Source organism: Pantoea sp. X-Soil-YNGN-844 (genome assembly GCF_059730595.1).
Genome location: NZ_AP036008.1, coordinates 483,663 through 508,804 on the forward strand (window position 1 = coordinate 483,663; position 25,142 = coordinate 508,804).

The window sequence follows — 25,142 nt, forward strand, 5'->3', positions numbered from 1 at the left end:
GTTAACATCGTCAAAGTCACACCGCAAACAGAGGCACGGAAAATATGAGGGGGATTACGGCCGATAAGATAACCGGGATGCCATCACGAACGGCAGCGTATGTTTGCCGTCAAATCGGGCATCTGGTCAAAGCAGGAAGCCTGAGCCCAGAGACCTGCCAGCGCATCTTTGCTTTCTGTGGTATCAGACCCTCAGATTCGCAGTGGCGTCAGTTTCTTATCCCGGTACTTTGCTTTCTGGGATTACTGTCACTGGTTGCAGGTGCGGTGTTTTTTATTGCCTGGAACTGGGCCAGGATGCCGAAGATGGCGAAATTTGCCCTCACCGAACTGCTGATCGTCGCACTGGCAGTAGTGGTCTGGTGGCGCTGGTACAGCACGCTGGCACGCAGCGCATTGCTGGCAGCAGGATTAAGTTTCGGTGCCCTGTTTGCGCTTTACGGGCAGATTTATCAGACGGGTGCGGATAGCTGGGAGCTCTTCCGGGCCTGGTTATGCGTTCTTCTGCCGCTGGCGCTGATTGCCCGGCAAAACAGCCTGTGGTTTTGCAGCTGGCTGGTCGCTAACCTGGCGTTCCAGCTCTATTACACCGCCATGTTACCGACGTCACTGCTGGACCTTGCCGTGTCTGACAGCTTTTTCTGGCTCCCGACGACAGTGCTGCACGGCTATCTGGCGCTGCTGGCAGCCTGCCTGATTATCAGGGAAGTTCTGGCCTGGCGGGCAATAACACATCATCCTGAGAGCTGGCTGGCAAGCCGTTGGTTCTCACGCGTCATGGCCGGATATTTACTGCTGCTGCTGACCGCCATCATGGCCGGAAATATCTCTGACTGGCACGGTGCTAACCACTTTACGTTAGTGACGGGCGGCTGGGTGGTTACCCTGCTGGCAGGCTATTACCTGTACCGCTATCGCCATGTGGATCTCTGCATACTGACGCTGGGCATCGCCAGCCTGACGGTTGTGGGCTGCGCGCTGATCATGCAGTTATTTCTGGTGGCCAATGTTACGGCTGACCTGTACCTGACCGGCGTCCTGATGATTTTCTGGGTAGCGGCAAATGGTTCGATCCTGCTGATGTGGCAGCGCAAACTGGCTGAAAAGGGACCGATCGATCTGGCTCCGGCCAGACTGACCTTACTGACAGACGGACTTCGTCAGCAGGGCCTGCTGAGCGACGCACAGATTAGGGAGATTCAGCAACGTGGTCACGCATCGGACCTGCCCTGGTATCTGAGGCTTGCGCTGAGCGTCGGAGGCTGGGTCGCCGCGATTATCACTCTGTTACTGATGGCACTGGTGCTCTATTCCACTGACCTGCTCGATGACCAGAATGCTGTCACCCTTATCCTGCCTTCACTGGTCCTCGCCGTAATTGCCCGCGGCCTGTTACGCAGCGATCGTGACGGTAAGTATCACCTCGGGCTGGCATGGGCCATTGCGGCGACGTGCGGTCTGGTTTTCGGCGTTGTGTTACAAATCCAGAGCAATGACGTCAGCTTTATGATGCTGAGCTCACTGTGCGCATTACCGATTCTTACGGCGATGACGGTGGCGATGCCTGACCGCACTTACCGCTTTATGGCCATCACTGCCCTGACTTTTTTTCTGGTGCTGGCAGGCTATTTACTTTCCCTGCACTACCTGTCGCCAATGGCAGGCCGCGTTGCTGTTTCCCTGCTGGTGGCAGCGGTGATGTTTTTGTGGCTGTGGATTGTCAGCCATCAGCTGGAATTACTGGCAGGATCCTATGCTGACGCCGTACATCCGCTGCTGTATGGCATTCCGGCGGGTCTGATGCTGCTGAGTTTCCTCGGAATAAACGCGGCGGTTCTCATGGATTTTTTCTGGTCTTCTGCGCAGTTTTCGATGCTTCAGTCTGCGACAGGCACCGGTATTGCGGCAGGTTTAGTGCTGAGTGCGCTCAGTCAGAAAAGAAGCGGGCAGCCGCTGTTTTCGATAATTACACTGCCCGCCGCCGTGATCTGCGGGGCTGCCGCCCTTTATGCCCCAGGTATCGGGCTGGGCTTATGGTTGATTCTGATGTCGCGTTATCTGGGAAGTCCGGGGTTGCTGGTGGTCAGTGGCGGGTTCGTGGTGCTCTATGTCATTGGCTGGTATTACTTCCTGGAGGTGATGCTGCTGCATAAAGCGCTGTTGCTGCTGGCTGGCGGTCTGGTTTTGCTGGGGCTGGCGTGGGGCGTCACAAAAGCGTTACCCGCACAAACCGGAGGTGCGAGTGAGAATGCGTAATAAGAGCCGATGGCTTGCAGGCGCGGTGATAGCGCTGGCGCTGGTGACCGTTAATATCAGCATCTGGCAAAAAGAGCAGTTGCTGAAACAGGGTGCGGTCATGATTTTACCCCTTGCGCCGGTTGACCCGCGATCCCTGATGCAGGGTGATTACATGGCCCTGAATTATGCCCTCACCCGATCGCTGGAGCAGACGCTGTATCAACAGGTGGTGGCCTGCGGCGCGACCCGGTCATCGCCATGCCTGCCCACCAGCAGGACCCTGGTTGTGGATCTCGATGCGCAGCGTCATGCAACTCAGGCCCGGTTTGATCAGGGTGAGCCGCTACATACGAATCAGCTACGGGTGAAATACCATCAACACTCCGGATCGCTGACCGTCGGCACCAACGCTTATTTCTTTCAGGAAGGTCATGGCGAGCGTTTCGCGCAGGCACGCTACGGGGCATTCCGCGTGGGAGAGGATGGCACAGCTCTCCTGACAGATCTGCTTGATGAGCAGGGAAAGGTGATTCAGCCTTAGCTATGAAAGACGCTCGCTGACCTGCACAAAACAGACTGACAGGCGGGCTTAATAGTTTTACTGAAAGGATTTCTGTAGCAGCGCATCACGATGCCTTCGCAGGTTTTTGGCCAGCGTTCTGGCTTGTGTAATCGCTTAACCCTTCATAGCCTCAGCTGAAAAACGGGCAATACTCTTTCAAAGTGCCATTCGTTAAATAATATCTATCAGAACATCCCTTTTAATGTTCAGCATAATTATACAGAAATGACATTTTCGCCTTTTTTCTTAAATTTATATACGCCACTTTTTGTTTATTGATAGAAAAACCACTTTAATAATAGTGTAATGTGTGTATATTCATGAAAAAAGTAAACCATTAGCAGATTAATTATTAGCCTTAAATTTTACCGAAAAAATCAATAACTTAACTAATAATTAACACCTCCGATGCTTCCACTAAAATTCAAACAAAAATATCCCAAGACATCGATATACGTTTCATTACACTCCTGTGATTTTAATTTTTAATGAATTTATCTTTAATCAAATGGCTCATTACTTACGTAATGGGCCGCGATTATCTCATGTATTTCTTACCTTTAAGGATGGATTATGAGACATAAAAAACTAACTCTTGCTTTAGGCCTTTTTGTTCTCTCGGCGGCGCGAATTTCTGTCGCCGCACCGTTAATCAACGAACCGCTTACTGACCGCCCCTCCCATCCCTTCGTACTTATTGGCGATGCTAATGGTGGTGACGGCGGGAACGGCGGCTCTGGAGCCAATTCTCCAGGTGGCCCGGGCGGAGATGGCGGTAATAACAGCGGCAGCGGTAACGGGAACCACAGCGGTAATGGTAACGGCACTGGCAACGGCTCAGCTAACGGCAATGGTTCCGGTGACGGTGACGGCGGCGGTGCGTAATCAGGCTGTTAAATCTTACTAAAAATGGTCGCCTCCGGAAGTCGGCCATTAATTAAAGGATGGAAATTTTATGTCAAAGCTGCTCAACACTCTGATTCTCATGCCGCTTTCGGCAGGACTTCTTTTTTCCCTTCCGGTCTTCAGTCAGACATTGCCGCAGGGCACTATCCAGCTGTCTGACTGTGAAAGTCAGAACGGACAGAATGGGAACGCCACTTCACCCAACGGAGAAAATGGTAAAAATGGCGTACCAGGCACCGGTTGTCTGAACGGAGGTAATGGCGGTAACGGTTCTGCTTCAGGTGGTAACGGCGGAAATGGGGGGAACGGTGCAGGCGCCGGGACTGAAACCCGTCACAAGCACCATAAACATCATAAAAGTACACCCGGTAGCGCCAATGGCGGAAACGGTGGTGATGGCGGATCAACAGATAACGCCCCCGGCGGGGCTGGCGGTGATGGAGGTAACAATGACCAGTCACAACATCTGTAAACGATGCCGAACCTTATTAAGGTGCTCCACTCTGCTGCTGGCGGTTTTAACACATTACGGTTATGCATCTTCGGCATACCCGAGTCTACTTTCTGCTTCTTTATCACTGATTTCGGATGGTGGAAACGGCGGTGACGGTGGTCCGGGTGAAAACGGCGGAAATGGCGGTAACGGCGGTAACGCTGGCACGGGTTCCAACTCAGATGGCGGAAATGGCGGAAATGGAGGCACAAACGGAGCTGATGGAGGGAATGGTGGCAACGGAGGAAGCGGGAATAATTCACCCGGCGGTGATGGTGGTGATGGCGGTGATGGCAGTGGCGGTGATAGTGGTGATGACGGCGGCATATAATTCACAACGCAGGAGATGATATGAAAAACCTTCTCAGGAAAGTTGCATACCTCATTATTCTCACCTCAGCATTACTGAGACCTTTCATTGTCGTATTCACTGTAACGTCCTCACTGGCGGCAGGAATATTCAGCACTGCGGCATTGGCAGACGGCGACGGTGGCGACGGTGGTGACGGTGGCGGTGATGGAAACGGGGGAGACGGAGGGAATGCGGGTTCTGGCAGCAACGGAGACGGCGGCGACGGTGGTAATGGGGGTGAAAACGGCGGTAATGGTGACGGATCAGGTAATGGCGGAAACGGCGGCGATGCGGGTCCAGGCGGCGTCGGCGGTCAGGGTGGCAGCGGCGGGAGTCAGGGAGGACATGATGGTTCTCCCGGGATGAGCGGAGCCAGGGCATCTAAGTAATTATCCGTATGCTGTTAACGCGGTCTGTCGGAGGTTGATTACTCCGGCGGCCTCATGCCTGCAGACTAAACAGACAGCACAGCAATGCTGATACGTTATGCTGCAGGACCTGAACTGTAAAAGCTGATGGAGTTGCCAGCTCAGGCAACTTAAAAAACACCGTATTGTGTCAGCCTGAGCAATGGCAGCTTATTCGGCACCATTCAGCGTTCCGGCTCGTGCGTCATCCCTGTCGATTCCTCTGACAGAAAACCGGCCTCTGCACCGATTCACCATAATGGCTGTCCAGTCATTTCCCATGTACATCTGGCTACCAGGGAAATTCTGGCGTGTTAAAAGCTGATACTGCAATGTGATTCAAATGCCTTTTTGCTTCAGATTACCCACCAGTCTGTAAAAATTGCCACTGTTCGCTATAAGGCCGAGGCGCACGTTTAGCACCTTGTTAAACGCTCGCGATGAGCCACAGAGACACGCCTGATGAGATCCACACTGGATTAACCTTTCACATTTTTTTAATGTCCGAATGATCACTCAAAGATTAATCAGGTAGCCTGAAACGTCAGTAAGAAATATCCTTAGCGACAAACAGATTTAAATGGCAAAAGGTCTGACATGGAATCGATGAATCTGCACAACATTTACCGTTCTGCAAATGAGAATACCGTTGCGATGTGGCGGGAAAATGCAGGCATTGGCGATATCAGGCAAGGAAATTACTACGATCCGGTAAAACTCGCTCTCGCAGCAGGCATACAACCGTCTGTATCCTCTGATGTCTCACGTCTGCTGCGTGAACTGCAGCAACTCACCAGCGATGATCCGCTGGCCGATGTTCTGCCAGCAGACGGTTTTCATTTTACCTTCTTACCTCTGACCCTGCCCCTCTATCACGAAAACGCGCCGTTGCCCGAAAAAGTGGATCAGCTGACGGCTATCTGGACCGGATTTGAGGCGAAGAAAATCGTTATCAGGGATCTCCGGCTCGTTGCGTTGCCCGGTCAGTTGTTGCTCGCAGGGATCCCTGAACGTCCTGCCGTAGCCATGCGTCAGTCATTCTGCGAAAATGTGCTCGATTCTGACTGGAAGAATGAGCTGATGATGCGTCATTCGGGCAGCCCATTACCGGCCCCCTTCTGGCACAGCACCCTGCTGCGCTACAACGCGGCTTTTTTACCCGCAACCTTACGTCACTATTTTCTGGAACGTCAGGCCGTTGATTTTGGGGAGGTCGCCGGAGAACTGACGCTGGCAAAGATCAACTACAACTGGACAAAATGTTACCCGTTGCGGGTTAACTGATGCGATGCGATTCCCTGTCAGAAACGATTTTTAGCCTGCATCTATGTGAGCTGACTTATAGCCGCATACGTTCAGGTCCGTTTTTCTCTCAAACCCTCCGTCAGCAGACTAAATCATGATCTTTTCGTTTACCTGGCTGTTCCCGTAAACTACAGGACGCAGGTTTTAATTCATGAGCACGAAAAGAGGATGATAAAGCCTGCCAGGCAGAGCCGTTCCATTATTGTCTGTGACTACTCCTCGATTTTGTTCTCGCAACCAGGGCCGACGGCTCAGGAAAATACCCGCTTATCACACCAGGAAATAACATGCTTTTGGCGAATGTACCTTTTACTGCAATCCTGACTCAATCGTCCCCCCTGGCATGAGTCGTCAGCTGTTTGTTTCTCTGGATGGCCCCAAGGGAGCCGGTAAAACCACGCTGCTGGAGGCCATCACGCACGTGCTGAGGGCAGACAACATGAAAGTGATCCGACTCAGCGAGAAAAAGAGCGATCCTTTCAGGTCGGAATCCATGGCACTGGTTAACCGGCTCGCCAGAGATCCCTCGGCAGATCTGGAATGGGAAATCTGTCAGCGCTTTGCTGTCAGCCGCGCCTGGATTTCACAGAACGTACTGACTAAACAGCCGCAGGACAGCGTTATCCTGATGGATCGCTGGTATCCATCGGATGCCGCGTTTCGACGGATGGTTTCTTTTACAGAGATTTTGCAGCTAAACCGTGAACACAACGTCCGCGCGCCAGATCTGCATGTCGGGGTCGTCACCGCGCCAGAGGTTTCCTGGGAAAGAGCCGCAGCACGATCGCGTGGCCTGGGAAGTACGGTAATTCATCGGCTGGAAGAACATATCGCCTGCACCCGCGCGTTTGAGCAGGAAGTTGCGAATAACGGCTGGTTTTTATGCCGCAATGAGGGGAGCATTGAAGAGGCAACGATGCAGGTGGTGGCTGAAATTAACAGCGTGATCATCGGACCTGAATAGCAAAACATAAAACTCTGTGGGCGCGTTATCCTCTTTCCTCCGCAAATTCGCACGCATCGGGTTGTGCAGAAAAAACCCTTTATTTTACTTGTCTGAAATCAAGATTAGTCAGATTACCGCTGGCACAGGCATCCCGCTTTCCCCTATAAAATTGCTTTATTTTTCATATAAGGCACAGGGAATTGCGCTACGCATCAATACCATTCAATCATAATCAACCGGGCTGGCCTGCGGGTGAGCACAGTTTTTCGCCACAGCCAGCGTTGCAGGGCGATATCACTGCAGACTCGGTCATCGTCGGGGCAGGATTTGCAGGCGTCGCCTTTGCGCGCCGTCTGGCGGAAATCAATCCGAACCTGAAAATCATCATCGTCGAAGCTCATAGCACACAGCAAAGCGCATCGGCACGTAATTCCGGCTTCGTTATCGGCCTGCCGCATAATATTGGCAGTTCAACTGCCGAATTAAAAAAGGCAAACGCATACCGGAATTTACTTCAGGAAGGCATTCGTCAGCTGGAGCAGGTTATTTCGCAGCATCATCTTCAGTGCGACTGGGAACGGGTCGGCAAATATCACTGTCAGGCTGAACCTGGTAATGACGCTATTTTAAAGGAGTATGCCAGCCATCTCGATCTGATGAACGAGCCGTGGCAGATGTCAGACAGCGAGGAGCTGTACCAGAAACTCGGTACGCGCTTTTACAGCAAAGGGATTTATACACCGGGCTGCGTGCTGGTTAATCCGGCGCAGCTGATTGCCGGCCTGAACGCGTGTTTACCTGAGAATGTTCAGCGCTTCGATAACACACCCGTGCTGGGGATCCGTTACAGCAGCATGGCTGAAGTGCTGACACCATTTGGTATGATCAAAACGCCAAAAGTGATGCTGGCTACCAATGCACTATCGCCGGAGCTGCGTCCGGGGCTTTCGCGTCAGGCTGCCATGGCTACCTTCGCCAGCATCACCGATCCGCTGACGGACGAACAACTGGCTACCCTGCCCCCGATGCAGAGCTGGGGACTCACGCCGGTTAATGCGATTGCCGGAGCGACCTTCCGTTTTACCTCAGATCGCCGTTTCCTGATTCGCCAGCATGTCATACCCGCGCTCAGGGGTCAGGTGAATGCGGCCCGGACTTACGAGGCGACCCGGCTGCATGAGCACTTATTTAAGAAAGTCTATCCGACGCTGGGCAGTGTGAAGATCACCCACACCTGGTCTGGCACCATCAGCGTCACGCGTAACGGCGCGCCAGAATGGGGTATGCTGAACAAATTTCTCTGCACGGCGGGCGGCTGTAACGGCGCAGGCATTTCAAAGCAGACCGTGGCAGGCACGCTGCTGGCGGATTTCATGATGAAACAGGATAACCCGCATATTGCAGATATGCTGTCGCTGGGCAAAGCCAATATCATGCCCCCCTCGCCAGCACTGGATATCGGCATTGCCCTTTCGCTGATGAAAGAGCAATATCTGGGCCGTAAAGAAGTTTAATTTTATACAAACGGGCCTGAACAGACCGCTTACGAGGATATTTATTCAGGCCCGCCTTTTCGTTAAACGGTGGAAGACCTGCAGCATCATCAGGCTATTAACTGGATTAATAGCAGCAGCCGACAAATTATGCCCTGGACATTCACTATTCCCGGAGGTATCGCTGAAATCAGCTCACCGGGTAAACTTGTTGTCGATAACTCAGAAGCTTACGTTGCTGCAGGTCTTGCCGACCTGGGAATCATGCAGGGAATGGATGTCTTCCTGCAACCCTATATTGACCGCGGGCTGTTAACAGAAGTGTTGCCTGCCAATGCTTCTCCTGAACGCAAATTGTCGCTTCTTTATCCGCATCGTCACCTCTCCCATAAAGTGCGTGTCTTTACCGAGTGGCTTGAAATCCTGTTGTGAGAGCTCGCTTAAGGTGAAACGGCTGGAGTGATTTGCAAACTGAGTTTTCAGATCACTTCCTGCTGCCGAAGCTCTTATTTGTCAGCATAAACGGCGATTAAGCCCACAAAGCCTGATAGTCCTGCGAATAAATTGTCAGTCTGAAACGTAATCCCGAGAGAACTGAAACCCTGATCGCAGAAGTAGCAGCGTACGGGCCAGTGGTTTCAACCGCAGGTTTAAGGACAAGCCGGGTTTTTAACATAGATGCTATCTGTGCGGATTCACCCTTCTTAGTCTGGTAATCGCGGCGGCTTACAGATTTATAAAAGAGAATTAAAGACCAGGTAATGTTAACTGAGAGGATAATTCCGGTTCCAGCCCACCGCGATCGCAGCGCTCAAAACGTTCCATTACGCCGCTACCAACACTTAACAAACATCGCCAGGTTAAACGAAACGGCGTGATCAATGTCACATAACTGCCACATAAACCGCACAAATTGTAGCATAAAGTTCATTTTTATTTAACATTAGCGAATAGTGTAAAATGATCCTTCAGGCATACTGAATGTTTAGAATTTCAACAAGTGAGTGTTTTTCGGTGATTATTTCCATGGCAATCGTCCTCGCCTTTCTTTACATCTGGTTCACAGCGCATGATTTTTATTAAAGCCTGTTAATCATTTAAGAAAAATGCCATTGGCGCGATTTCTTCCAGGTCAGGGAATACCTTTATGTCACGATTTAATATCAGTCAGCCCGTACTAACCCGGGTTACCTATATCATATTATTTTCTCTTTATATCGCTGTTTTTCTTAACTTCGCTTTTTACAGACAGGCCTGGTCGCTTATCGCCCCAGACGGGATTAGCAATGTTCTTTTTTTCCTGTCCATGCCCATTGTGGCTTTTAGTGTCATAAATATTGTGGTGACGCTGGCCTCTTTCATCTGGCTGGACAGAATAATCATTGCATTATTTATCATTGTTTCTGCCACGGCTCAGTATTTTATTCAACACTACGGCATCATTCTTGATCGTTCAATGATCACCAACATGGTGGATACTACGCCAGCTGAAAGCATGGCCCTGCTGACGCCAAAAATGATCTTAGTAATATCTTTGACCGGTATCTTTATGGCCGCATTGGCTTTCTGGCCCGCTTTCAAAAAATCACTTCCGGTATGGAAAAGCCTGATTCAGCGCGGTATCAGTCTGGTTGTTTCTGTTGCGTTGATAGCAGTGATAGCCATGTTATTTTATAAAGATTACGCTTCACTGTTTCGTAATAATCACGAACTGGTTAAGTCCCTGAGCCCTTCTAATTTTATTGCTGCCTCGCTCTCTTACTATAATCATCGTGAGCGGGCGAATCTTCCTCTGGTGAAAATAGGTGAAGATGCCCATCAACACCCCCAGATGCTTAACGGCCCGAAAAAGAACCTGACGATTCTGGTCGTAGGCGAAACGTCCCGCGCCGCTAATTTTTCTCTGGGCGGTTACCCACGCCCCACCAACCCTTTGCTGGCAGAAGAAGACGTTGTCTACTTCCCTGACGTCGCATCATGTGGTACCTCTACGGCAGTCTCTGTCCCCTGCATGTTCTCAAATATGCCGCGCAGACACTACGATGATGCGCTGGCCAGTCATCAGGAGGGGTTGCTGGATATCATTCAGCGGGCGGGCCTGAGCGTCTTGTGGCATGAGAATGATGGTGGATGCAAAGGAGCCTGCGACCGGGTGCCTAATCAGGATATGACAGCGCTGAATCTTTCGGAAATGTGCATCAAAGGCGAGTGCTATGACGAGGTGCTTTTCCATGGCCTGGAGGCCTATATCAACCAGCTTCAGGGTAATGGCGTTATTGTGCTGCATACGATTGGCAGCCACGGCCCAACCTATAATCATCGTTATCCCCCGGCGTTTAGTAAATTTACGCCAACCTGTGAGACGAAACAGATACAGGAGTGCTCTCAGGAGCAGCTGATTAATACGTACGACAATACCATTCTCTATGCGGACTATATTGTCGATAAAGCGATTGAATTACTCAAAGCCCATCAGGAGAAGTTTACGACCAGTCTGGTTTATCTGTCAGATCATGGTGAGTCACTGGGCGAGAAAGGCGTCTATCTGCATGGCCTGCCCTATGCTATCGCACCTGAATTTCAGACTCGCGTGCCGCTGCTGATCTGGCTGTCACCCGATTACCAGCAGCGTTATGCCGTTGACTACACATGCCTGAACCGGCTGGCGACTTCGCAAAAATATTCTCAGGATAGTCTTTTTTCAACCATGCTGGGCATGACAGGCGTTCAGACCCGCGAATATGTCGCAGCGGACGATATACTGGCGACATGCCGCAATAAGCCCGCAGAAAAATAAGAGTGATAAAGCCCTTGGTTGAGCTTTTATCTGGCTGGATGCTATCGGTAAAACTGTACATCGCTCAGGTAAAAATTAATTATCTGATCCGGTAATTTATTCCTGAAAATAATCGATATTTACAGGTCATGGGTCAGCGCATCGAGATTATCAGCAAGCATATCCAGCAGGGCGCTGACATAAAGATTATTGTTTCCCTGATGCCACATCGCACTGAGCGGCAGCCCCTCAATGTCTATGACTGGCGAAAAAGTCAGATACTTAACCCCGTCAGCATTCATATTTTTATAGGATGACGGCACCAGAGCAATGCCCAGACCGGCAGCAACAAAGCTCAGGATGGTCTGTTTCTCTTCAGCATACTGTGCAATGACAGGTGTGCAGCCACCCGCTTTGAACACATTCATCGTGAGATCATGGCTGTGAGGCCGGGTACGCCTTTCTGGCATGATCACCGGCTCATGACAAAAATCACGGATGGTGACCTCGGGATAATTAACAAGCCGGTGATGGGCAGGAACAGCGAGCACGCAGGTTTCATTCGCGATGAAACGCGTCGTCAGCATGGCATCAACCTGTTCAGGAGGGCGTATCAGGACCACATCCAGCCACCCCGATAAAAGCCGCGGAATAAGAGTGTGAGATTTATCTTCCGTAATATGGATATCCGCGTCAGGAAACTGCCTGACAAACAGATTAATTAGTTTCGGCAGTAGTCCTCTGGCGGCGCTGTCAATAGCGCCAATTCGTAGCGTTCTTTTCTGCGTTAAGCTGTTTTTAAGGAATCGCAACCGCAGCGCATCGAAATCCGCGATAACGGTTTTGGCCTCATTCAGGAAAGCCGCCCCTTCAGGCGTCAGCGAGACGTTTCTGGTTGAACGGTTCAGCAGCCTTATTCCCAAATCCTCCTCAAGCAGTCTGATGAAACGACTCAGTGACGCAGGCATCATTTCAAGCTTACGGGCAGCCCGTCCAAAGTGAAGCTCATCACCCAGCACAATAAAGCAACGTAACTGATTTATATCCATTTTTTTACCAGAATCTGATTATGCAAATTATTTGTATAAAGCTGTGCCGATGATAAAGCTGCTCAAAACTTCATACTGGGATTATTACAAAACAATAACAACCCTACATGACTGTGGAGCATCGCGAAATGAATAATGACCTCGAAAAAAAGGTTATGCGCAAGGTTACCCTTCGCATCATACCTTTTATCATGCTGCTGTATTTCATCGCATTTCTGGACCGGGTGAACATCGGTTTTGCGGCCCTGACCATGAATCAGGATCTGGGATTTTCACCCACCGTATTCGGGCTGGGCGCTGGCATATTCTTTCTCGGCTATTTTCTGTTTGAGGTCCCGTCAAACTTAATTCTGCATAAAGTTGGTGCCCGCATCTGGATTGCCCGCGTGATGATCACCTGGGGCCTGGTTTCTGGCTGTATGGCCTTTGTGCAGGGCACAACCAGCTTTTATGTTCTGCGTTTTCTGCTCGGCGTGGCAGAGGCCGGTTTTTTCCCCGGCATCATCCTCTATCTCAGCTACTGGTTCCCGGCAGCAAAACGCGCTCAGGTCACGGCGATTTTTATGGCTGCAGCGCCCCTTTCAACGGCACTCGGATCGCCCATCTCGGCGGCACTGCTGGAGATGCATGGCTTTCTGGGTTATGCCGGCTGGCAGTGGATGTTCGTCGTTGAAGCGATACCGGCATTACTGCTCGGCGTGGTTGTCCTGTTCTTTCTTACTGACCGCCCGGCCAAAGCGAAATGGCTGACCGACGAGGAGCGCACCTGGCTGGAAAACACCATGCGCGCCGAGGAGCAGGCACGGGCAGCTAAACAGAGCCACACCAGCGCCTGGCAGGGACTGGCGGATAAACGCGTTCTGGCGCTGGCCCTGGTCTACTTCGGTACATCGGCCGGGTTGTACACGCTTGGCATCTGGTCCCCGCAGATTATCCGCAGCTTCGGCGCAACCTCAATGGAGACTGGCTTCCTGAACGCCTTTCCGGCTGTGATCGGTGTTATCGCTATGATCCTCTGGGCGCGGCACTCTGACCGCACCCGGGAACGCAGTTGGCACGTAATTGGCGCGTGCCTGCTGGCTGCCGTCGGACTCATTTATGCCGGTAACGTCAGCACGCTTTTCACCGTCATCGTCGCCCTGACCCTGGTCACCGCAGGTATCAGTGCCTCCAAGCCCCCACTGTGGAGTATGCCGACGCTCTTCCTCAGCGGGCCGGCGGCAGCGGCGGGCATCGCCACCATCAACTCGATTGGCAACCTCGGCGGATTTGTCGGCCCGATGATGATTGGCGTGATCCGTCAGCAGACGGGTAGCTATACCTGGGGCCTCTACTTTGTCGCCGGATTGCTGGGGCTCTCTGCTCTGGTTGTTCTGATTCTCTCTGCCAGAACGAATAAGCCGCAAACAGCCGAAATTCCTCATCCTCATACTCATTAACTGGAGAAGTTACTATGCGTAATTACAAAATTGCTGCCATCCCTGCCGACGGTATCGGTCCGGAAGTTATTTCAGCGGGTATTGAAGTTCTGCAGGCGCTGACACGCCACAATCCGCAGCTGAAGTTTGAGATTGAGACGTTTGACTGGGGCTCAGACTATTACAAACAGCATGGCGTGATGATGCCGGAAACCGGGCTGAACACGCTGAAGACATTTGATGCTATTTACTTTGGCGCGGTCGGTGCACCGGATGTGCCTGACCACATTACGCTGTGGGGTCTGCGTCTGCCCATCTGCCAGGGTTTCGATCAATACGCCAATGTCAGACCCACCAAAATCCTGCCTGGCGTAACCTCTCCGCTGCGAAACCGCGGTCCGGGCGATCTGGACTGGGTCATTGTGCGTGAAAACTCCGAAGGTGAATATTCCGGGAATGGCGGCCGCGCACATCGTGGTTTACCGGAAGAAGTGGGCACCGAGGTGGCGATCTTTACCCGCGTAGGCGTGACGCGGATTATGCGCTATGCCTTCAGAATGGCGCAGTCCCGTCCGCGCAAACTGCTGACCGTGGTGACTAAATCAAATGCCCAGCGCCACGGGATGGTGATGTGGGATGAAATCGCCGCCGAAGTGGCGCTGGAGTTCCCGGATGTGCAGTGGGACAAAATGCTGGTCGATGCCATGACACACCGTATGACGCTGCATCCGCAGACGCTGGATACCATCGTTGCCACTAACCTGCACGCCGATATCCTTTCAGACCTTGCCGGTGCGCTGGCCGGAAGTCTGGGCGTTGCACCGACCGCCAATATTGATCCTGAACTCCGCTTCCCTTCCATGTTTGAACCGATCCATGGCTCAGCCTTCGACATTACCGGCAAAGGCATCGCAAACCCGATAGCCACGTTCTGGACCGCCGTACAGATGCTGGAGCATCTGGGCGAGCGTGACGCCGCTGCGCTGATTATGGACAGCATCGAATATGTTTGCGAGAAAGGCATTCTGACGCCGGATGTGGGTGGCACTGCCACGACCGCTGACGTCACCCGCGCGGTCGTGCAGTTTATCGAAGCCAGCGCTGACGTTACCGAGACGGCATAACCATGAGAAATGAACAGGCCGCGACGATCCTTCGCGATATTTTTCAGCACGCTGTTGACAGCGCCCGGGCCGGGCCGGTTATCCCGCCGAACCTGCCGGAAAAACCGTGTGGCCGCTGTGTGGTGATCGGTGCCGGTAAAGCCTCAGCGGCGATGGCAGCAGCGGTCGATGCGGCCTGGCCGGATGTGGATGTGTCAGGCGTCGTCGTCACGCGTTACGGGCACGCGGTGCCTGCCGGACGCATCCGAATTATCGAGGCGGCCCACCCGGTGTCAGATGCCATGAGCGAAACGGCGGCGATGCTGATTGTGGAGATGTTGCGCGGGTTAACACCGGCTGATCTGGTGCTGGCGTTGATTTCAGGAGGAGGATCAGCGCTGATGGCGCTGCCTGCACCGGGACTGACGCTGGCAGATAAGCAGAAAATTACCCGCGCACTGCTGCACAGCGGTGCCAGCATCAGGGAGATGAACCTGGTCCGTCGCCATCTTTCTGCAGTAAAAGGCGGCAAGCTGGCACGCCTGGCGCAGCCGGCGCGTATCGTGTCATTGATCATCAGTGATGTGCCGGGCGATAACCCGACGGACGTGGCGTCTGGCCCTACCGTTGCCGATCACAGTACGCCACCCGACGCGCTCAGGATGCTCGAACGTTACGGTATTGCGGTCCCGGAAGCGGTTCGCAAAGTGCTTAACCAGCCCGCCAGTCCAGTGGAAAACGCAGTGAACAGTGAAGTCAGGCTGATCGCGGCACCTGCGCTGGCGTTGCAGGCGGCGGCGCAGGCCGCACGCCTGCACGGGCTGACGCCGCTGATTCTGGGTGACGCAATAGAGGGTGAAAGCCGTGAAGTGGCGGTGGTGATGGCCGGTATCGCCAGGTCGGTGAAGCAGCATGGTCAGCCGGTTCGCGGTCCTGCGCTGCTGCTATCGGGAGGCGAGACTACCGTGACGGTCAGGCAGGGTCAGGCTGGAAAAGGGGGACGTAATACCGAGTTTCTGCTCAGCCTTGCCTGTGCATTGCAGGGTCAGGAGGGTATCTGGGCCATCGCTGGTGACAGTGACGGTATTGATGGCACAGAAGATGCGGCAGGTGCGATCGTCTTTCCCGACACACTCACACGCGGCAAACTGAGCGGCCTTAATGCGCTTCACTCTCTCGATGACCATGACAGTTACAGCTATTTTCACGCGCTGGATGATCTGCTGATAACCGGTCCTACGTTAACAAACGTCAACGATATCCGGGCAATCCTGATTGCGTGAGCGTGTCGCTCTCCCGCGTGCCGGGGGAGCGACGTTTTATCCGTTAACGCAGATTACTGCCCTGGCCATTCACGAACGGGCTGGCTGACGGGGCGACTCATTTCAGCCAAAAATCAAAAAAACAGACTAACCGTCTGGTGCACGTTTTGGACTGGCTACCCCTCTTCCAGGCTAAAACGTGCAATAACGGCCAGGCGGCAGATAAATCCCTGCTGATGAGGGTTAAAGCAGCGTGACTTTGCCCTGGAAAATCACCGGCCCGGACGGCCCGCTGAGTTTAGAACCCCCCACCGGTTCCAGACTTACCGCCAGTATGGTCTTATTATCCAGCTCCCCGGAAGGCAACTTAAAGGCGTTACTGTCACGGTGATCGATCAGTCCCAGTGATTGTGGCGGAGCACTGCCCTTTATCAGCCACAGCTGTAAGTTTTTATTTTCTGGCAGCGTGACGTTCAGTGCAGAGACCTGAATTGATGACGCGCTCTTGTCCAGACTCACCACAAACTGTGCATCAGGCTGCGCGCCGCTGAGTACCGCAATCGGCTGCAGCGCGTGTGTCGCATCTGGCTTCGTCACCCAGCTAAATACGAGGATGCCGGTCATTGCCGCGGCGAGGCCCCAGCCGAGCCAGAATCCGGGAGGCTGCTGTCTGCGTTTTTTTCCGGGGGTGCCAGCTTTCCGATCAAGATCCTGCGCAATCTGCTGCCAGAGTGCAGAAGGCGGTGCGACCTCCTGAGTCGTCAGGTCAATGCCACTGAACGCGTTCTGCCAGCGCACCACCTCTGCGGCAAAGGCTGCATCGTCATTAAAGCGTTTATCCAGCCGTTGCCGGGTGTCAGCGTCCGTTAGCCCAAGCACATATTCCGCGGCAGTGAGATCATCATTTTCCTGACCAGTCATAAGCCTATGCACTCCCGAAGATGGGTTAACGCGCGACGGATCCAGCTTTTTACCGTGCCTTCGGGCTGGCTCATGGAGAGTGCGATCTCACTCTGTGACAGACCACGATAATAGGCGAGCGAAAGGCTTTGTCGCTGTTCTGACGGTAACTGCGCCATACAGTGCTGAAGGCGGCGCGCCTCTGCAGGACTGTCGTCAGAGGGACGTGAACGCTCAAAACCCGCTTCCGCTTCGCTGATTTCCTCTATCGAACAGCATCTGTTCTCGTGTTTACGCAGAAAATCGATCGCCTTGTTTCTTGCAATGTGACTGAGCCAGATGAGCGGTTCACTGCGCTTGTGGTCGTAGTAGTTTGCCGACTGCCAGATTTGAATAAAGGTGTCGTGGAGGATCTCTTCTGCCCAGTCGCGCCGTCTGACCATACGCAGAATAATGCCGTAAAGCCGGGGTGAGAGGACGTGATAGATCTGCGCCAGCGCAGATTTATCGCCGCAGGCAATCTGGTTCATTAAGTCAGCCTGAATATGAGGCACAGTTTTTGTCATCGGCTTCCCTGTTAAAGGTGTAGCCACAGTATCAGTGGCTACACACAGTATAGGTAACGCTTTACGGCATCAGCACGGTATCGATAACGTCAATGACGCCGTTACTCTGATTCACATCATAAGTGGTAATGTTAGCGACATTGCCCTGAGCATCTTTAAGCTGAATGTTGTGCGGGCCGTTTGCCATCACCCACAGGGAGGCGCCATTTACCGTTTTCAGCTCCGCTTTGCCTCCACCCGCTTTGATTTTTTTCTCCAGCGCTTTCATATCCAGTTTTCCTGCGACCACGTGATAGGTCAGAACGCTGGTGAGCTTCTGTTTGTTCTCTGGCTTAAGCAGAGAGTCGACCGTGCCCTGCGGCAATTTTGCAAAGGCAGCATTGGTCGGCGCAAAAACGGTAAATGGCCCCTTCCCTTCGAGCGTCGGAACCAGACCGGCGGCTTTAACAGCCGCGACCAGTGTGGTGTGATCTTTCGAGTTAACAGCATTCTCAACAATATTTTTTGACGGGTACATGGCTGCGCCACCGACCATGACCGTATCGCTGTCCATGGATGCCGCATAGGTGGCACCGCTGAAAACTAATGCAGAAAAAAGCAGAGTTGGCAGGAATGGTTTCATTTTCACTTCCCTCATTGAGTTTGCAGACAGGGCCGATGTGCCCTTATCTGTTAATACGAATGAGTGAAGAAAACGGATGCAAAAATTTTTAATTATTTTCTTCCGGCATCCGTTTACGGCATGAACAGATTATTTTTGTTGTTCCGGAATGCGGGCAATCACCTTGATTTCAAAATCAAATCCCGCCAGCCAGGTGACCCCTACCGCTGTCCAGTTAGGGTAAGGCGGCTGCGGAAAAATGGACTGCTTCACCTGCATGATGGTTTCAAACTGTTTCTCCGGAACGGTGTGGAACGTGGTGACATCGACCAGGTCGTCAAAAGTGCAGCCTGCCGCAGTGAGCGTGGCCGCCAGATTTTCAAACGCCAGCTTAACCTGAGCAGAAAAATCGGGTTCGGGCGTGCCGTCAGCACGGCTGCCCACCTGACCGGAGACAAACAGCAGATCGCCTGATCGGATGGCAGCAGAATAACCATGCTGCTCGTAAAGGGCATGACGGTTAGCGGGGAAAACAGGTTCGCGCGTAATCATAGTGGTTCCTTGCGTTGCGTCAGTCGGGAAAGCAGGATGCGGCGTACACAGGATTGATTTAATATACGCGGCGTATGTCACATTAATCACGCATACGCTGCGTATGTCAAATAATATACGAGGCGTATATGAAAGGAGAGCTTATGGCCGCTAAACGTCGCGCTGAAACAATGGAAGAGAATCGTACAAAGCTGATTGCAGCAGCGCGCAGCGCATTTGCTGAAAAAGGCTTTGCGGCGGCATCTATGGATGAACTGACGGCCAGCGTGGGCCTGACCCGTGGTGCGCTTTACCATAATTTCGGCGATAAAAAGGGGCTGCTGGCGGCGGTCGTGGCTCAGGTTGATGGTGAGATGGCGCAGCGGGCTAAAGCAGCTGCGTCCGGTGTGGAAGATGAGTGGGAGAGGCTGGTGGCAGAAGGCATCGCCTATATTCAGTTAGCCATGGAGGCCGAAGTGCAGCGTATTGTGCTGCGCGATGGCCCGGCATTTCTGGGTGATCCCGCGCAATGGCCCAGCCAGAACAGCTGTCTGGAAGCCACGCGCGAAACGATTGTGAAGCTGACCGAAAGCGGAACCATCAAGCCGGTAGACGCCGATGCCGCCGCGCATCTGCTGAATAGCGCAGCGCTGAATGCCGCACTCTGGGTCGGCTCCAGCAGTGACCCGGAAAAGGCACTGCCAAAGATGATCGAGGTGTTCACCCAGCTGGCGGGCGGCCTGCGCCAGAGTGATTAATCCTGAACATGGCTTCAAACGATAGCTATCAGTGCTGAAGCCAGATTGCATGATCCCGGTTATTCTAGCCTGCATTGCGCTCAAAGTGGCTGTTCACAAAGGCACGGCAGCGCGGCGAGATCGGATCGAGGAACACCTGTTCCGGCGAACCCGACTCCTCAATCATCCCCTGATGCAGAAACACCGCTTTGTTCGACACGTCACGCGCAAAGCCCATTTCATGGGTCACGATAATCATGGTGCGCCCTTCTTCTGCCAGACTGCGGATCACCCGCAGCACTTCACCCACCAGCTCCGGATCCAGCGCTGAGGTCGGTTCGTCAAACAGGATCGCTTTCGGCTGCTGCGCCAGCGCCCGGGCAATCGCCACGCGCTGCTGCTGTCCGCCCGACAACTGTGACGGCCAGGCGTCGCGTTTTGCGTAAAGCCCCACTTTATGCAGCAGCGCTTCGGCTTCTTCAGTCGCCTCTTTATGACTGCGCTTCTGCACATGAACCGGCGCTTCAATGATGTTCTGCATCACCGTTTTATGCGGCCACAGATTGAAGCTCTGAAACACAAAGCCAAGCTGCATCCGCATCAGCTTGATGCGACGGCGCTGCTCACGACTCAGTTTTTCGTCGGCGTTATCCAGCGTGACGTTTACCTCGCCGACCGCAATTTCACCCGCCTGCGGCACTTCAAGAAACGGGATGCAGCGTAGCAGCGTACTTTTGCCTGAGCCGCTGGCACCAATCAGCGAAATCACATCGCCATCCTGCGCGGTCAGGCTGATGTCGTGCAGCACTTCGTGTCCCGCATAACTCTTTCTGAGATGACTCAGCATGATAGTAGGTGCGGTCATGATCGTGCTCCGAAATAGTAAGGTGATAAGCGTCGTTCCAGCATCGATACGCCTTTGCTGACCAGCATGGTCAGTATCAGGTAGATCACCGCCGCGCTCAGGAACACCTCCAGCGCCCGGAACGTGGAGGAAACAATTGAATCGGCAATGCCGGTCATTTCCATCAGGCTGATGGTGCTGACCAGCGACGTCGCTTTAATCATCGAGATGATTTCATTGCTGTAAGCTGGCAGCGCCTGACGAATCGCAATCGGCAGGGTGATGCGGGTAAAGATCTTGTACGACGACATGCCCGAGACTTTAGCCGCCTCCAGCGACTGCTGGCTGACGGCACGCAGCCCGCCGCGCAGAATCTCCGAGGTGTAAGCCGCATCGTTAAGGATCAGCGCCAGCAAACCGCACCAGTAAGGATCGCGCAGCAGCGGCCAGAACAGGCTGTCGCGCACTGCCGGTAAACTGCCGAGGCCGTAATAGACCATAAAAATCTGGATCAGCAATGGCGTACCGCGAAACAGCCAGACGTAGAAACGGCAGAACAGGCTGCCGACGCGCGTCATGCGCAGCAGGTTAAGCAGCAATGCCAGCACGCCGCCCCCCAGCAGCGAGAGCAGCGCCAGATTGATCGTCAGCGGCAATCCTTTCAGCAGCGCCAGCAGCGTCTGCTGTAAAAACATCATATCCACGTGGACTCCTTATCCCTTCACGCGCTGTTGACCGCGTATCGCAAACTTTTCCACGTAGCGGAAAACCATATCGGAACAGGTGGTGATAATCAGGTAGATCACCGCACCCACGCTGTAGAAGAAAAAGGACATCTGGGTAGAGTTGGCTGCGGTCGAGACCTGGTTCATGGTTTCCACCAGCCCGGTGACCGAGACCAGCGCCGACTCTTTGATCACCGATTGCCACTGGTTGCCCATACCCGGCAGCGCGGTGCGTAACGCCTGCGGCACGATGATGCGGCGAAACATCATCAGCCGTCCCATGCCGGTCACGGTCGCCGCTTCCAGCGTACCGCCCGGAATGGCGTAAAACGCGCCGCGAAATACGCCGCTCTGATAAGCACCGGAGATCAGCCCGATGGCGATCGCGCCCGCCACAAAACCGTTCACATCGAACGGCCCCTGGAAGCCCAGCGCGGTGCCCACCGTGGAGACCACCTGACGTCCACCGAAGTAGAAGAGATAGATCACCAGCAGTTCCGGCACGCCGCGAAACAGCGTGATGTACCCCGCCGCCAGCCGCTGCTGCCAGCGCGAACCGGCAATCTGCATCCAGCAGAGCACGCTGCCCAACAGGGCGCCCAGCAGCCAGGCGCAGAGCGACACGCTGACCGTGACGGCGGCGGCGTTAAGCAGCACGCCTCCCCAGCCCTCATCTCCGAAGCCCAGTATCTGCCAGTCAATATTCATCAGCATCAGCGGTTACGCTTTTGGCGCGACATCTTCGCCAAACCATTTCATCGACAGTTTGCTCAGCGTGCCATCTTTGATCATCGAGTCCAGCGCCTGATTCAGCACCTGCTGCAGCTCGCTGTTGCCTTTACGCAGACCAATCGCCGAGCCTGCACCCAGCACACCACCCGAGAAGCCATAACCGCTGCTGCTGATGGCATCGTTGTGTTTTTTCACAAAGGCATTGAGGTTGGTACGTGAAGCCATGACGGCATCCACGCGGCCATTCATCAGATCAGCGAAGGTTTCAGGACCGGCCTGATAGGTGCGGATAGTGGCCACATCGCCCAGGTATTTCTGCAGGAAGTCAGCCTGAATAGTGGCGACCTGCACGGCAATAGTTTTGCCTTTAAACGTAGTTTTCAGATCGTCGATTGCTTTTTTCATGCCGGCGTCGTCATCCGCCGTTACCACCGTGTCGCTGCCTGGCAGCGTGGCGAGCGGGCTTTTTTTGGCGGTCACAAAGCTGGAGACGCTGACGGTGTACTGATGAGTAAAATCGATCGCTTCAGCGCGCTTTGGCGTCACCGTCACCGCATCTATCACCGCATCATATTTACCGTCAAGCAGGCCCGGAATCATGCCTGACCATTTCTGGGCAATGATTTCATATTTAAAACCTGCACGCTTCGCCAGCTCCGCCACCATATCCGGCTCATAGCCGACGATTTTTCCACTCGGGGTCGTCTGGTTAAACGGAGGATAAGCCGCTTCGGTAGCAAATTTCAGGGTGCCGAAATCTTTCGCCTGAATGAAGGCAGAAGTGGCAAGCAGCGCCACGGTCAGAGACGCCTTCAGGAGACGGTTACGCATCATCATATAAACCTCATGTCTTTATTATTAAGAGAGTAAATCAATAGCAAAGCGGGTCAGCGCCTGCGTCCCGGCGGCAATGCTGCGTTCGTCCGGCTGATAGTCGGAGTTATGCAGATGATCGTCACGGCCCGGCGTAGCGGATCCAATATGAATCTGACAACCCGGTACCCGTTCCGTAAACAGTGAAAAATCCTCAGCACCAAAGCTGGCGCTGGGCTGCGCGATGATGGCCTTCTCAAACTGATGCGACAGAATCTGCTCCAGTGAATCGATGAGGCGATCGTCGTTCATTAAGGGTGGAACGCCACGCTGGAAGTTAACTTCTACGCGGACGTTCTGCGCCAGTGCCACCCCTTCGCACATCCGTTTGAATGACGCTTCCATCGCAGCCCGCACGTCCGGCGATTTAGTGCGGATGGTGCCCTGAAACAGACAGCTGTCAGGAATGATGTTGTGGGTGGTGCCGCCCTGAATGTGCCCGATGGTTAACACGGCGGAGTGAGCAGGATCGCGTTCACGCGAGATGATGGTCTGGAGCTGGCTGATGAGATGCACGGTGGCGAGGATCGGATCGGTGCCCATATGCGGACGGGCCGCGTGGGTCGATATGCCGTGCACCGTCACGTCGAATTCGTCGCTGGAGGCGGTACTGGCGCCGCGCGTCAGGGCAACGTCACCCGCCGCCAGTTCAGGTTTGTTATGCAGGGTTACCGCCCAGTCAATGCCGTCGGCCACGCCGTCGGCGATCATCGCCTCAGCACCACTTTCTGGCGTCTCTTCCGCAGGCTGGAAGATCAGCCGGACGCGGCCTTTTAGCTGCTGACGATAGTGCGGCAGGATTGTGGCCACACCCAGCATCGTCGCCGTGTGAATGTCGTGACCACAGGCGTGCATTTTGCCGGGATAGCGGCTGGCAAAGGATAAACCCGTCTGTTCATGTATGGGCAGCGCGTCCATATCAGCACGCAATAGCAGTGTCCTGCCCGGCTCCGCGCCGTCGATATCGACCACGACACCGCTGCGGCCAACACCGGTCCGGGGATTCAATCCCAGCGCCTGCAGATACTCTGTGACCAGACTGGCCGTACGCAGCGTATCAAAGCCTAATTCCGGATGCGCATGGATATCACGCCGAATCGCCACTAATTGCGGTTCAATCTCATTAACTCTGGCTTTTATTTCCCCGGCCAGTTGTTCTTTTTCCTGATTCATCGCAGCCCCGGCAATATGAGGCCGGCAGTCTGGTGCCGGCCCTCTTTTTAATCTCATCCTGACGTTGGATGGTGGTGACCGTTTATTTATTCACAGCACGTGACAGAAAGCAACGCGTTATAACACACGAGGAACCATTAAAAATCAGTAACTTATGTTTATTTATTGGAAAGCCGTATGAGATAGCAGCGGATCAGCAATAATATTAATAATCCACCGCCCCACATTACTTTCCCTACTTTCTGCGCGGTGTTATTCAGCGTATATCCGGAGGTTAAATAAAGAAGTCTGACAGTATTTCCGCTAATTTCTCCGGTTGTTCATCAGGAATAAAATGACCGCAGTTAAGAATAGTTTCACTGTTTACCTGCTGCGCCACAGCGCGTAACGGCTTAGCCATATCAGGTATCGATCCCTGATCAGCACTCACCGCCAGCAGCGGCATTGCCAGCTTACCGTTTAACGCACGCTGACGGTTCTGCTCTGCCGACTGCGAGAAGGCGCGGTAAAAAGCCAGTCCCGCGCGTAACGCGCCGGGCTGCTGAAAAATGCGCAAATATTCGCGACGGGCCGTCGCATCAATGCGACGAGGATTCGCTGCTTTGCGGTTAAAAAACCAGTCAAGGTAGATCGCCTCCCTGCCGGTGATCAGGGCTTCCGGCAGATCATCCACACAGTGAAAGCCGAAATGCCAGGTTTTCCAGGCGCTATCACCGACCATCGGCAGCAGGTCAGGCAGAGTCACACCGGGAATACCGCCATCCAGCAGCGCGAGACGGCTGACCTTATCGGGATGGGCTGCCGCCAGTGACCAGGCGATCCATGCTCCGATATCATGTCCGGCCAGATGAAAGCGTTCAATTCCCAGCTGATTTAGCAACGTCACAATGCATGTCGCTACACTGTCGGTGTCATAGCCACTGACCGGGAAATCTGAATCACCCTGCCCCGGCAAGTCGGGTGCAATGACATGAAAACGACTGGCCAGCCGGGGAATCACCTCCCGCCAGGCGTAACTGCTCTGCGGAAAACCAGCGAGCAACACCACCGTTTCTGCGTGTCCGCTGCCAGCGCTAAGGTAGTGCAGGCGCTTTGTGCCCACGTTGATAAAATGATGCTGATAAGCGGGTTGAGAATACATAAAGCCTCCG

Annotated in this window: 25 protein-coding genes and 1 pseudogene; 15 read left to right on the plus strand and 11 right to left on the minus strand. The window is 53.6% G+C overall.

Annotated elements, in window-relative coordinates; translation table 11 throughout:
- Positions 1 to 44: 44 nt before the first annotated feature.
- The 11 genes and pseudogenes from AC6I8C_RS21065 to eptA all read left to right on the plus strand — a co-directional run bounded on the left by AC6I8C_RS21065 (position 45) and on the right by eptA (position 11,498).
- The gene (locus AC6I8C_RS21065) at positions 45 to 2,255 is read left to right on the plus strand and encodes a DUF2157 domain-containing protein (RefSeq protein WP_497823716.1); all 2,211 of its coding nucleotides are present in this window, start codon (positions 45 to 47) and stop codon (positions 2,253 to 2,255) included.
- Positions 2,248 to 2,778: a GDYXXLXY domain-containing protein gene (locus AC6I8C_RS21070; RefSeq protein WP_497823717.1), complete on the plus strand. Its 531-nt coding sequence runs from the start codon at positions 2,248 to 2,250 to the stop codon at positions 2,776 to 2,778. The genes AC6I8C_RS21065 and AC6I8C_RS21070 overlap by 8 nt, the downstream gene beginning before the upstream one ends.
- Positions 2,779 to 3,372: 594 nt before the next feature.
- The gene (locus tag AC6I8C_RS21075) at positions 3,373 to 3,684 is read left to right on the plus strand and encodes a hypothetical protein (RefSeq protein WP_497823718.1); all 312 of its coding nucleotides are present in this window, start codon (positions 3,373 to 3,375) and stop codon (positions 3,682 to 3,684) included.
- A 70-nt stretch (positions 3,685 to 3,754) separates the two neighbouring features.
- Positions 3,755 to 4,177 (plus strand): hypothetical protein, encoded by a 423-nt coding sequence (locus tag AC6I8C_RS21080; RefSeq protein ID WP_497823719.1) that lies wholly within the window; start codon positions 3,755 to 3,757, stop codon positions 4,175 to 4,177.
- Positions 4,178 to 4,293: 116 nt separating this feature from the next.
- The gene (locus AC6I8C_RS21085; RefSeq protein ID WP_497823720.1) at positions 4,294 to 4,548 is read left to right on the plus strand and encodes a hypothetical protein; all 255 of its coding nucleotides are present in this window, start codon (positions 4,294 to 4,296) and stop codon (positions 4,546 to 4,548) included.
- Between the two features lie 140 nt (positions 4,549 to 4,688).
- Positions 4,689 to 4,916, plus strand: coding sequence for a hypothetical protein (locus tag AC6I8C_RS21090; RefSeq protein WP_497823721.1), 228 nt, complete (start codon positions 4,689 to 4,691; stop codon positions 4,914 to 4,916).
- Between the two features lie 638 nt (positions 4,917 to 5,554).
- Positions 5,555 to 6,241: a hypothetical protein gene (locus AC6I8C_RS21095; protein WP_497823722.1), complete on the plus strand. Its 687-nt coding sequence runs from the start codon at positions 5,555 to 5,557 to the stop codon at positions 6,239 to 6,241.
- Between the two features lie 364 nt (positions 6,242 to 6,605).
- Positions 6,606 to 7,226, plus strand: coding sequence for a dTMP kinase (locus AC6I8C_RS21100; protein ID WP_497823723.1), 621 nt, complete (start codon positions 6,606 to 6,608; stop codon positions 7,224 to 7,226).
- Positions 7,227 to 7,408: 182 nt separating this feature from the next.
- Positions 7,409 to 8,722, plus strand: a complete 1,314-nt coding sequence (locus tag AC6I8C_RS21105) for an NAD(P)/FAD-dependent oxidoreductase (RefSeq protein WP_497823724.1) — start codon at positions 7,409 to 7,411, stop codon at positions 8,720 to 8,722.
- Positions 8,723 to 8,788: 66 nt separating this feature from the next.
- Positions 8,789 to 9,133: pseudogene (locus AC6I8C_RS21110) on the plus strand (LysR substrate-binding domain-containing protein); the annotation flags it as partial.
- A 715-nt stretch (positions 9,134 to 9,848) separates the two neighbouring features.
- Positions 9,849 to 11,498, plus strand: a complete 1,650-nt coding sequence (eptA, locus tag AC6I8C_RS21115; RefSeq protein WP_497823725.1) for a phosphoethanolamine transferase EptA — start codon at positions 9,849 to 9,851, stop codon at positions 11,496 to 11,498.
- 119 nt (positions 11,499 to 11,617) lie between these two features.
- Here the strand turns inward: eptA and AC6I8C_RS21120 are convergent, their stop codons facing one another.
- On the minus strand, positions 11,618 to 12,526 hold the full coding sequence (locus tag AC6I8C_RS21120) for a LysR family transcriptional regulator (protein WP_497823726.1): 909 nt from the start codon (positions 12,524 to 12,526) through the stop codon (positions 11,618 to 11,620).
- Between the two features lie 128 nt (positions 12,527 to 12,654).
- Between AC6I8C_RS21120 and AC6I8C_RS21125 the strand changes: the two genes are divergently transcribed.
- The 3 genes from AC6I8C_RS21125 to AC6I8C_RS21135 are packed head-to-tail and all read left to right on the plus strand — an operon-like array spanning position 12,655 to position 16,330.
- On the plus strand, positions 12,655 to 13,965 hold the full coding sequence (locus tag AC6I8C_RS21125) for an MFS transporter (RefSeq protein WP_497823727.1): 1,311 nt from the start codon (positions 12,655 to 12,657) through the stop codon (positions 13,963 to 13,965).
- A gap of 14 nt (positions 13,966 to 13,979) precedes the next feature.
- Complete coding sequence (locus tag AC6I8C_RS21130; protein ID WP_497823728.1) at positions 13,980 to 15,068, plus strand: tartrate dehydrogenase; 1,089 nt, start codon at positions 13,980 to 13,982, stop codon at positions 15,066 to 15,068.
- Between the two features lie 2 nt (positions 15,069 to 15,070).
- Positions 15,071 to 16,330 (plus strand): glycerate kinase type-2 family protein, encoded by a 1,260-nt coding sequence (locus tag AC6I8C_RS21135; protein ID WP_497823729.1) that lies wholly within the window; start codon positions 15,071 to 15,073, stop codon positions 16,328 to 16,330.
- 222 nt (positions 16,331 to 16,552) lie between these two features.
- Here AC6I8C_RS21135 and AC6I8C_RS21140 read toward each other — a convergent pair whose 3' ends face one another.
- From AC6I8C_RS21140 to AC6I8C_RS21155, 4 genes are all read right to left on the minus strand, one after another.
- Entirely contained in the window at positions 16,553 to 17,230 is a 678-nt protein-coding gene (locus AC6I8C_RS21140; RefSeq protein WP_497823730.1) for an anti-sigma factor, read from the minus strand.
- Positions 17,227 to 17,775: a sigma-70 family RNA polymerase sigma factor gene (locus AC6I8C_RS21145; protein WP_497823731.1), complete on the minus strand. Its 549-nt coding sequence runs from the start codon at positions 17,773 to 17,775 to the stop codon at positions 17,227 to 17,229. The genes AC6I8C_RS21140 and AC6I8C_RS21145 overlap by 4 nt, the downstream gene beginning before the upstream one ends.
- A 61-nt stretch (positions 17,776 to 17,836) precedes the next feature.
- Positions 17,837 to 18,397, minus strand: coding sequence for a fasciclin domain-containing protein (locus AC6I8C_RS21150; RefSeq protein WP_095707976.1), 561 nt, complete (start codon positions 18,395 to 18,397; stop codon positions 17,837 to 17,839).
- Positions 18,398 to 18,526: 129 nt separating this feature from the next.
- Complete coding sequence (locus tag AC6I8C_RS21155; protein WP_497823732.1) at positions 18,527 to 18,928, minus strand: RidA family protein; 402 nt, start codon at positions 18,926 to 18,928, stop codon at positions 18,527 to 18,529.
- Between the two features lie 143 nt (positions 18,929 to 19,071).
- Here AC6I8C_RS21155 and AC6I8C_RS21160 point away from each other — a divergent pair, with 143 nt between their 5' ends.
- Positions 19,072 to 19,665, plus strand: a complete 594-nt coding sequence (locus tag AC6I8C_RS21160) for a TetR/AcrR family transcriptional regulator (protein ID WP_497823733.1) — start codon at positions 19,072 to 19,074, stop codon at positions 19,663 to 19,665.
- Between the two features lie 64 nt (positions 19,666 to 19,729).
- Here AC6I8C_RS21160 and AC6I8C_RS21165 read toward each other — a convergent pair whose 3' ends face one another.
- From AC6I8C_RS21165 to AC6I8C_RS21190, 6 genes are all read right to left on the minus strand, one after another.
- Complete coding sequence (locus tag AC6I8C_RS21165; protein ID WP_052271289.1) at positions 19,730 to 20,509, minus strand: ABC transporter ATP-binding protein; 780 nt, start codon at positions 20,507 to 20,509, stop codon at positions 19,730 to 19,732.
- On the minus strand, positions 20,506 to 21,192 hold the full coding sequence (locus AC6I8C_RS21170; RefSeq protein ID WP_135910984.1) for an ABC transporter permease: 687 nt from the start codon (positions 21,190 to 21,192) through the stop codon (positions 20,506 to 20,508). The genes AC6I8C_RS21165 and AC6I8C_RS21170 overlap by 4 nt, the downstream gene beginning before the upstream one ends.
- A gap of 9 nt (positions 21,193 to 21,201) precedes the next feature.
- The gene (locus AC6I8C_RS21175; RefSeq protein WP_497823734.1) at positions 21,202 to 21,927 is read right to left on the minus strand and encodes an ABC transporter permease; all 726 of its coding nucleotides are present in this window, start codon (positions 21,925 to 21,927) and stop codon (positions 21,202 to 21,204) included.
- A 6-nt stretch (positions 21,928 to 21,933) separates the two neighbouring features.
- Positions 21,934 to 22,782 (minus strand): ABC transporter substrate-binding protein, encoded by an 849-nt coding sequence (locus AC6I8C_RS21180; RefSeq protein WP_497823735.1) that lies wholly within the window; start codon positions 22,780 to 22,782, stop codon positions 21,934 to 21,936.
- 21 nt (positions 22,783 to 22,803) lie between these two features.
- Positions 22,804 to 23,991 carry a M20 metallopeptidase family protein gene (locus AC6I8C_RS21185; protein WP_497823736.1) on the minus strand — a complete coding sequence of 396 codons (1,188 nt, stop codon included), beginning with the start codon at positions 23,989 to 23,991 and terminating at the stop codon, positions 22,804 to 22,806.
- A gap of 274 nt (positions 23,992 to 24,265) precedes the next feature.
- Positions 24,266 to 25,132, minus strand: coding sequence for an alpha/beta fold hydrolase (locus AC6I8C_RS21190; protein ID WP_497823737.1), 867 nt, complete (start codon positions 25,130 to 25,132; stop codon positions 24,266 to 24,268).
- Positions 25,133 to 25,142: the final 10 nt, after the last annotated feature.

Coding starts and splice junctions, on each gene's coding strand:
- AC6I8C_RS21065 (WP_497823716.1), top strand. CDS start 45: ATGAGGGGGATTACGGCCGATAAGATAACCGGGATGCCATCACGAACG.
- AC6I8C_RS21070 (WP_497823717.1), top strand. CDS start 2,248: ATGCGTAATAAGAGCCGATGGCTTGCAGGCGCGGTGATAGCGCTGGCG.
- AC6I8C_RS21075 (WP_497823718.1), top strand. CDS start 3,373: ATGAGACATAAAAAACTAACTCTTGCTTTAGGCCTTTTTGTTCTCTCG.
- AC6I8C_RS21080 (WP_497823719.1), top strand. CDS start 3,755: ATGTCAAAGCTGCTCAACACTCTGATTCTCATGCCGCTTTCGGCAGGA.
- AC6I8C_RS21085 (WP_497823720.1), top strand. CDS start 4,294: ATGGTGGAAACGGCGGTGACGGTGGTCCGGGTGAAAACGGCGGAAATG.
- AC6I8C_RS21095 (WP_497823722.1), top strand. CDS start 5,555: ATGGAATCGATGAATCTGCACAACATTTACCGTTCTGCAAATGAGAAT.
- AC6I8C_RS21100 (WP_497823723.1), top strand. CDS start 6,606: ATGAGTCGTCAGCTGTTTGTTTCTCTGGATGGCCCCAAGGGAGCCGGT.
- eptA (WP_497823725.1), top strand. CDS start 9,849: ATGTCACGATTTAATATCAGTCAGCCCGTACTAACCCGGGTTACCTAT.
- AC6I8C_RS21120 (WP_497823726.1), bottom strand. CDS start 12,526: ATGGATATAAATCAGTTACGTTGCTTTATTGTGCTGGGTGATGAGCTT.
- AC6I8C_RS21125 (WP_497823727.1), top strand. CDS start 12,655: ATGAATAATGACCTCGAAAAAAAGGTTATGCGCAAGGTTACCCTTCGC.
- AC6I8C_RS21130 (WP_497823728.1), top strand. CDS start 13,980: ATGCGTAATTACAAAATTGCTGCCATCCCTGCCGACGGTATCGGTCCG.
- AC6I8C_RS21135 (WP_497823729.1), top strand. CDS start 15,071: ATGAGAAATGAACAGGCCGCGACGATCCTTCGCGATATTTTTCAGCAC.
- AC6I8C_RS21140 (WP_497823730.1), bottom strand. CDS start 17,230: ATGACTGGTCAGGAAAATGATGATCTCACTGCCGCGGAATATGTGCTT.
- AC6I8C_RS21145 (WP_497823731.1), bottom strand. CDS start 17,775: ATGACAAAAACTGTGCCTCATATTCAGGCTGACTTAATGAACCAGATT.
- AC6I8C_RS21150 (WP_095707976.1), bottom strand. CDS start 18,397: ATGAAACCATTCCTGCCAACTCTGCTTTTTTCTGCATTAGTTTTCAGC.
- AC6I8C_RS21155 (WP_497823732.1), bottom strand. CDS start 18,928: ATGATTACGCGCGAACCTGTTTTCCCCGCTAACCGTCATGCCCTTTAC.
- AC6I8C_RS21160 (WP_497823733.1), top strand. CDS start 19,072: ATGGCCGCTAAACGTCGCGCTGAAACAATGGAAGAGAATCGTACAAAG.
- AC6I8C_RS21165 (WP_052271289.1), bottom strand. CDS start 20,509: ATGACCGCACCTACTATCATGCTGAGTCATCTCAGAAAGAGTTATGCG.
- AC6I8C_RS21175 (WP_497823734.1), bottom strand. CDS start 21,927: ATGCTGATGAATATTGACTGGCAGATACTGGGCTTCGGAGATGAGGGC.
- AC6I8C_RS21180 (WP_497823735.1), bottom strand. CDS start 22,782: ATGATGATGCGTAACCGTCTCCTGAAGGCGTCTCTGACCGTGGCGCTG.
- AC6I8C_RS21185 (WP_497823736.1), bottom strand. CDS start 23,991: ATGAATCAGGAAAAAGAACAACTGGCCGGGGAAATAAAAGCCAGAGTT.
- AC6I8C_RS21190 (WP_497823737.1), bottom strand. CDS start 25,132: ATGTATTCTCAACCCGCTTATCAGCATCATTTTATCAACGTGGGCACA.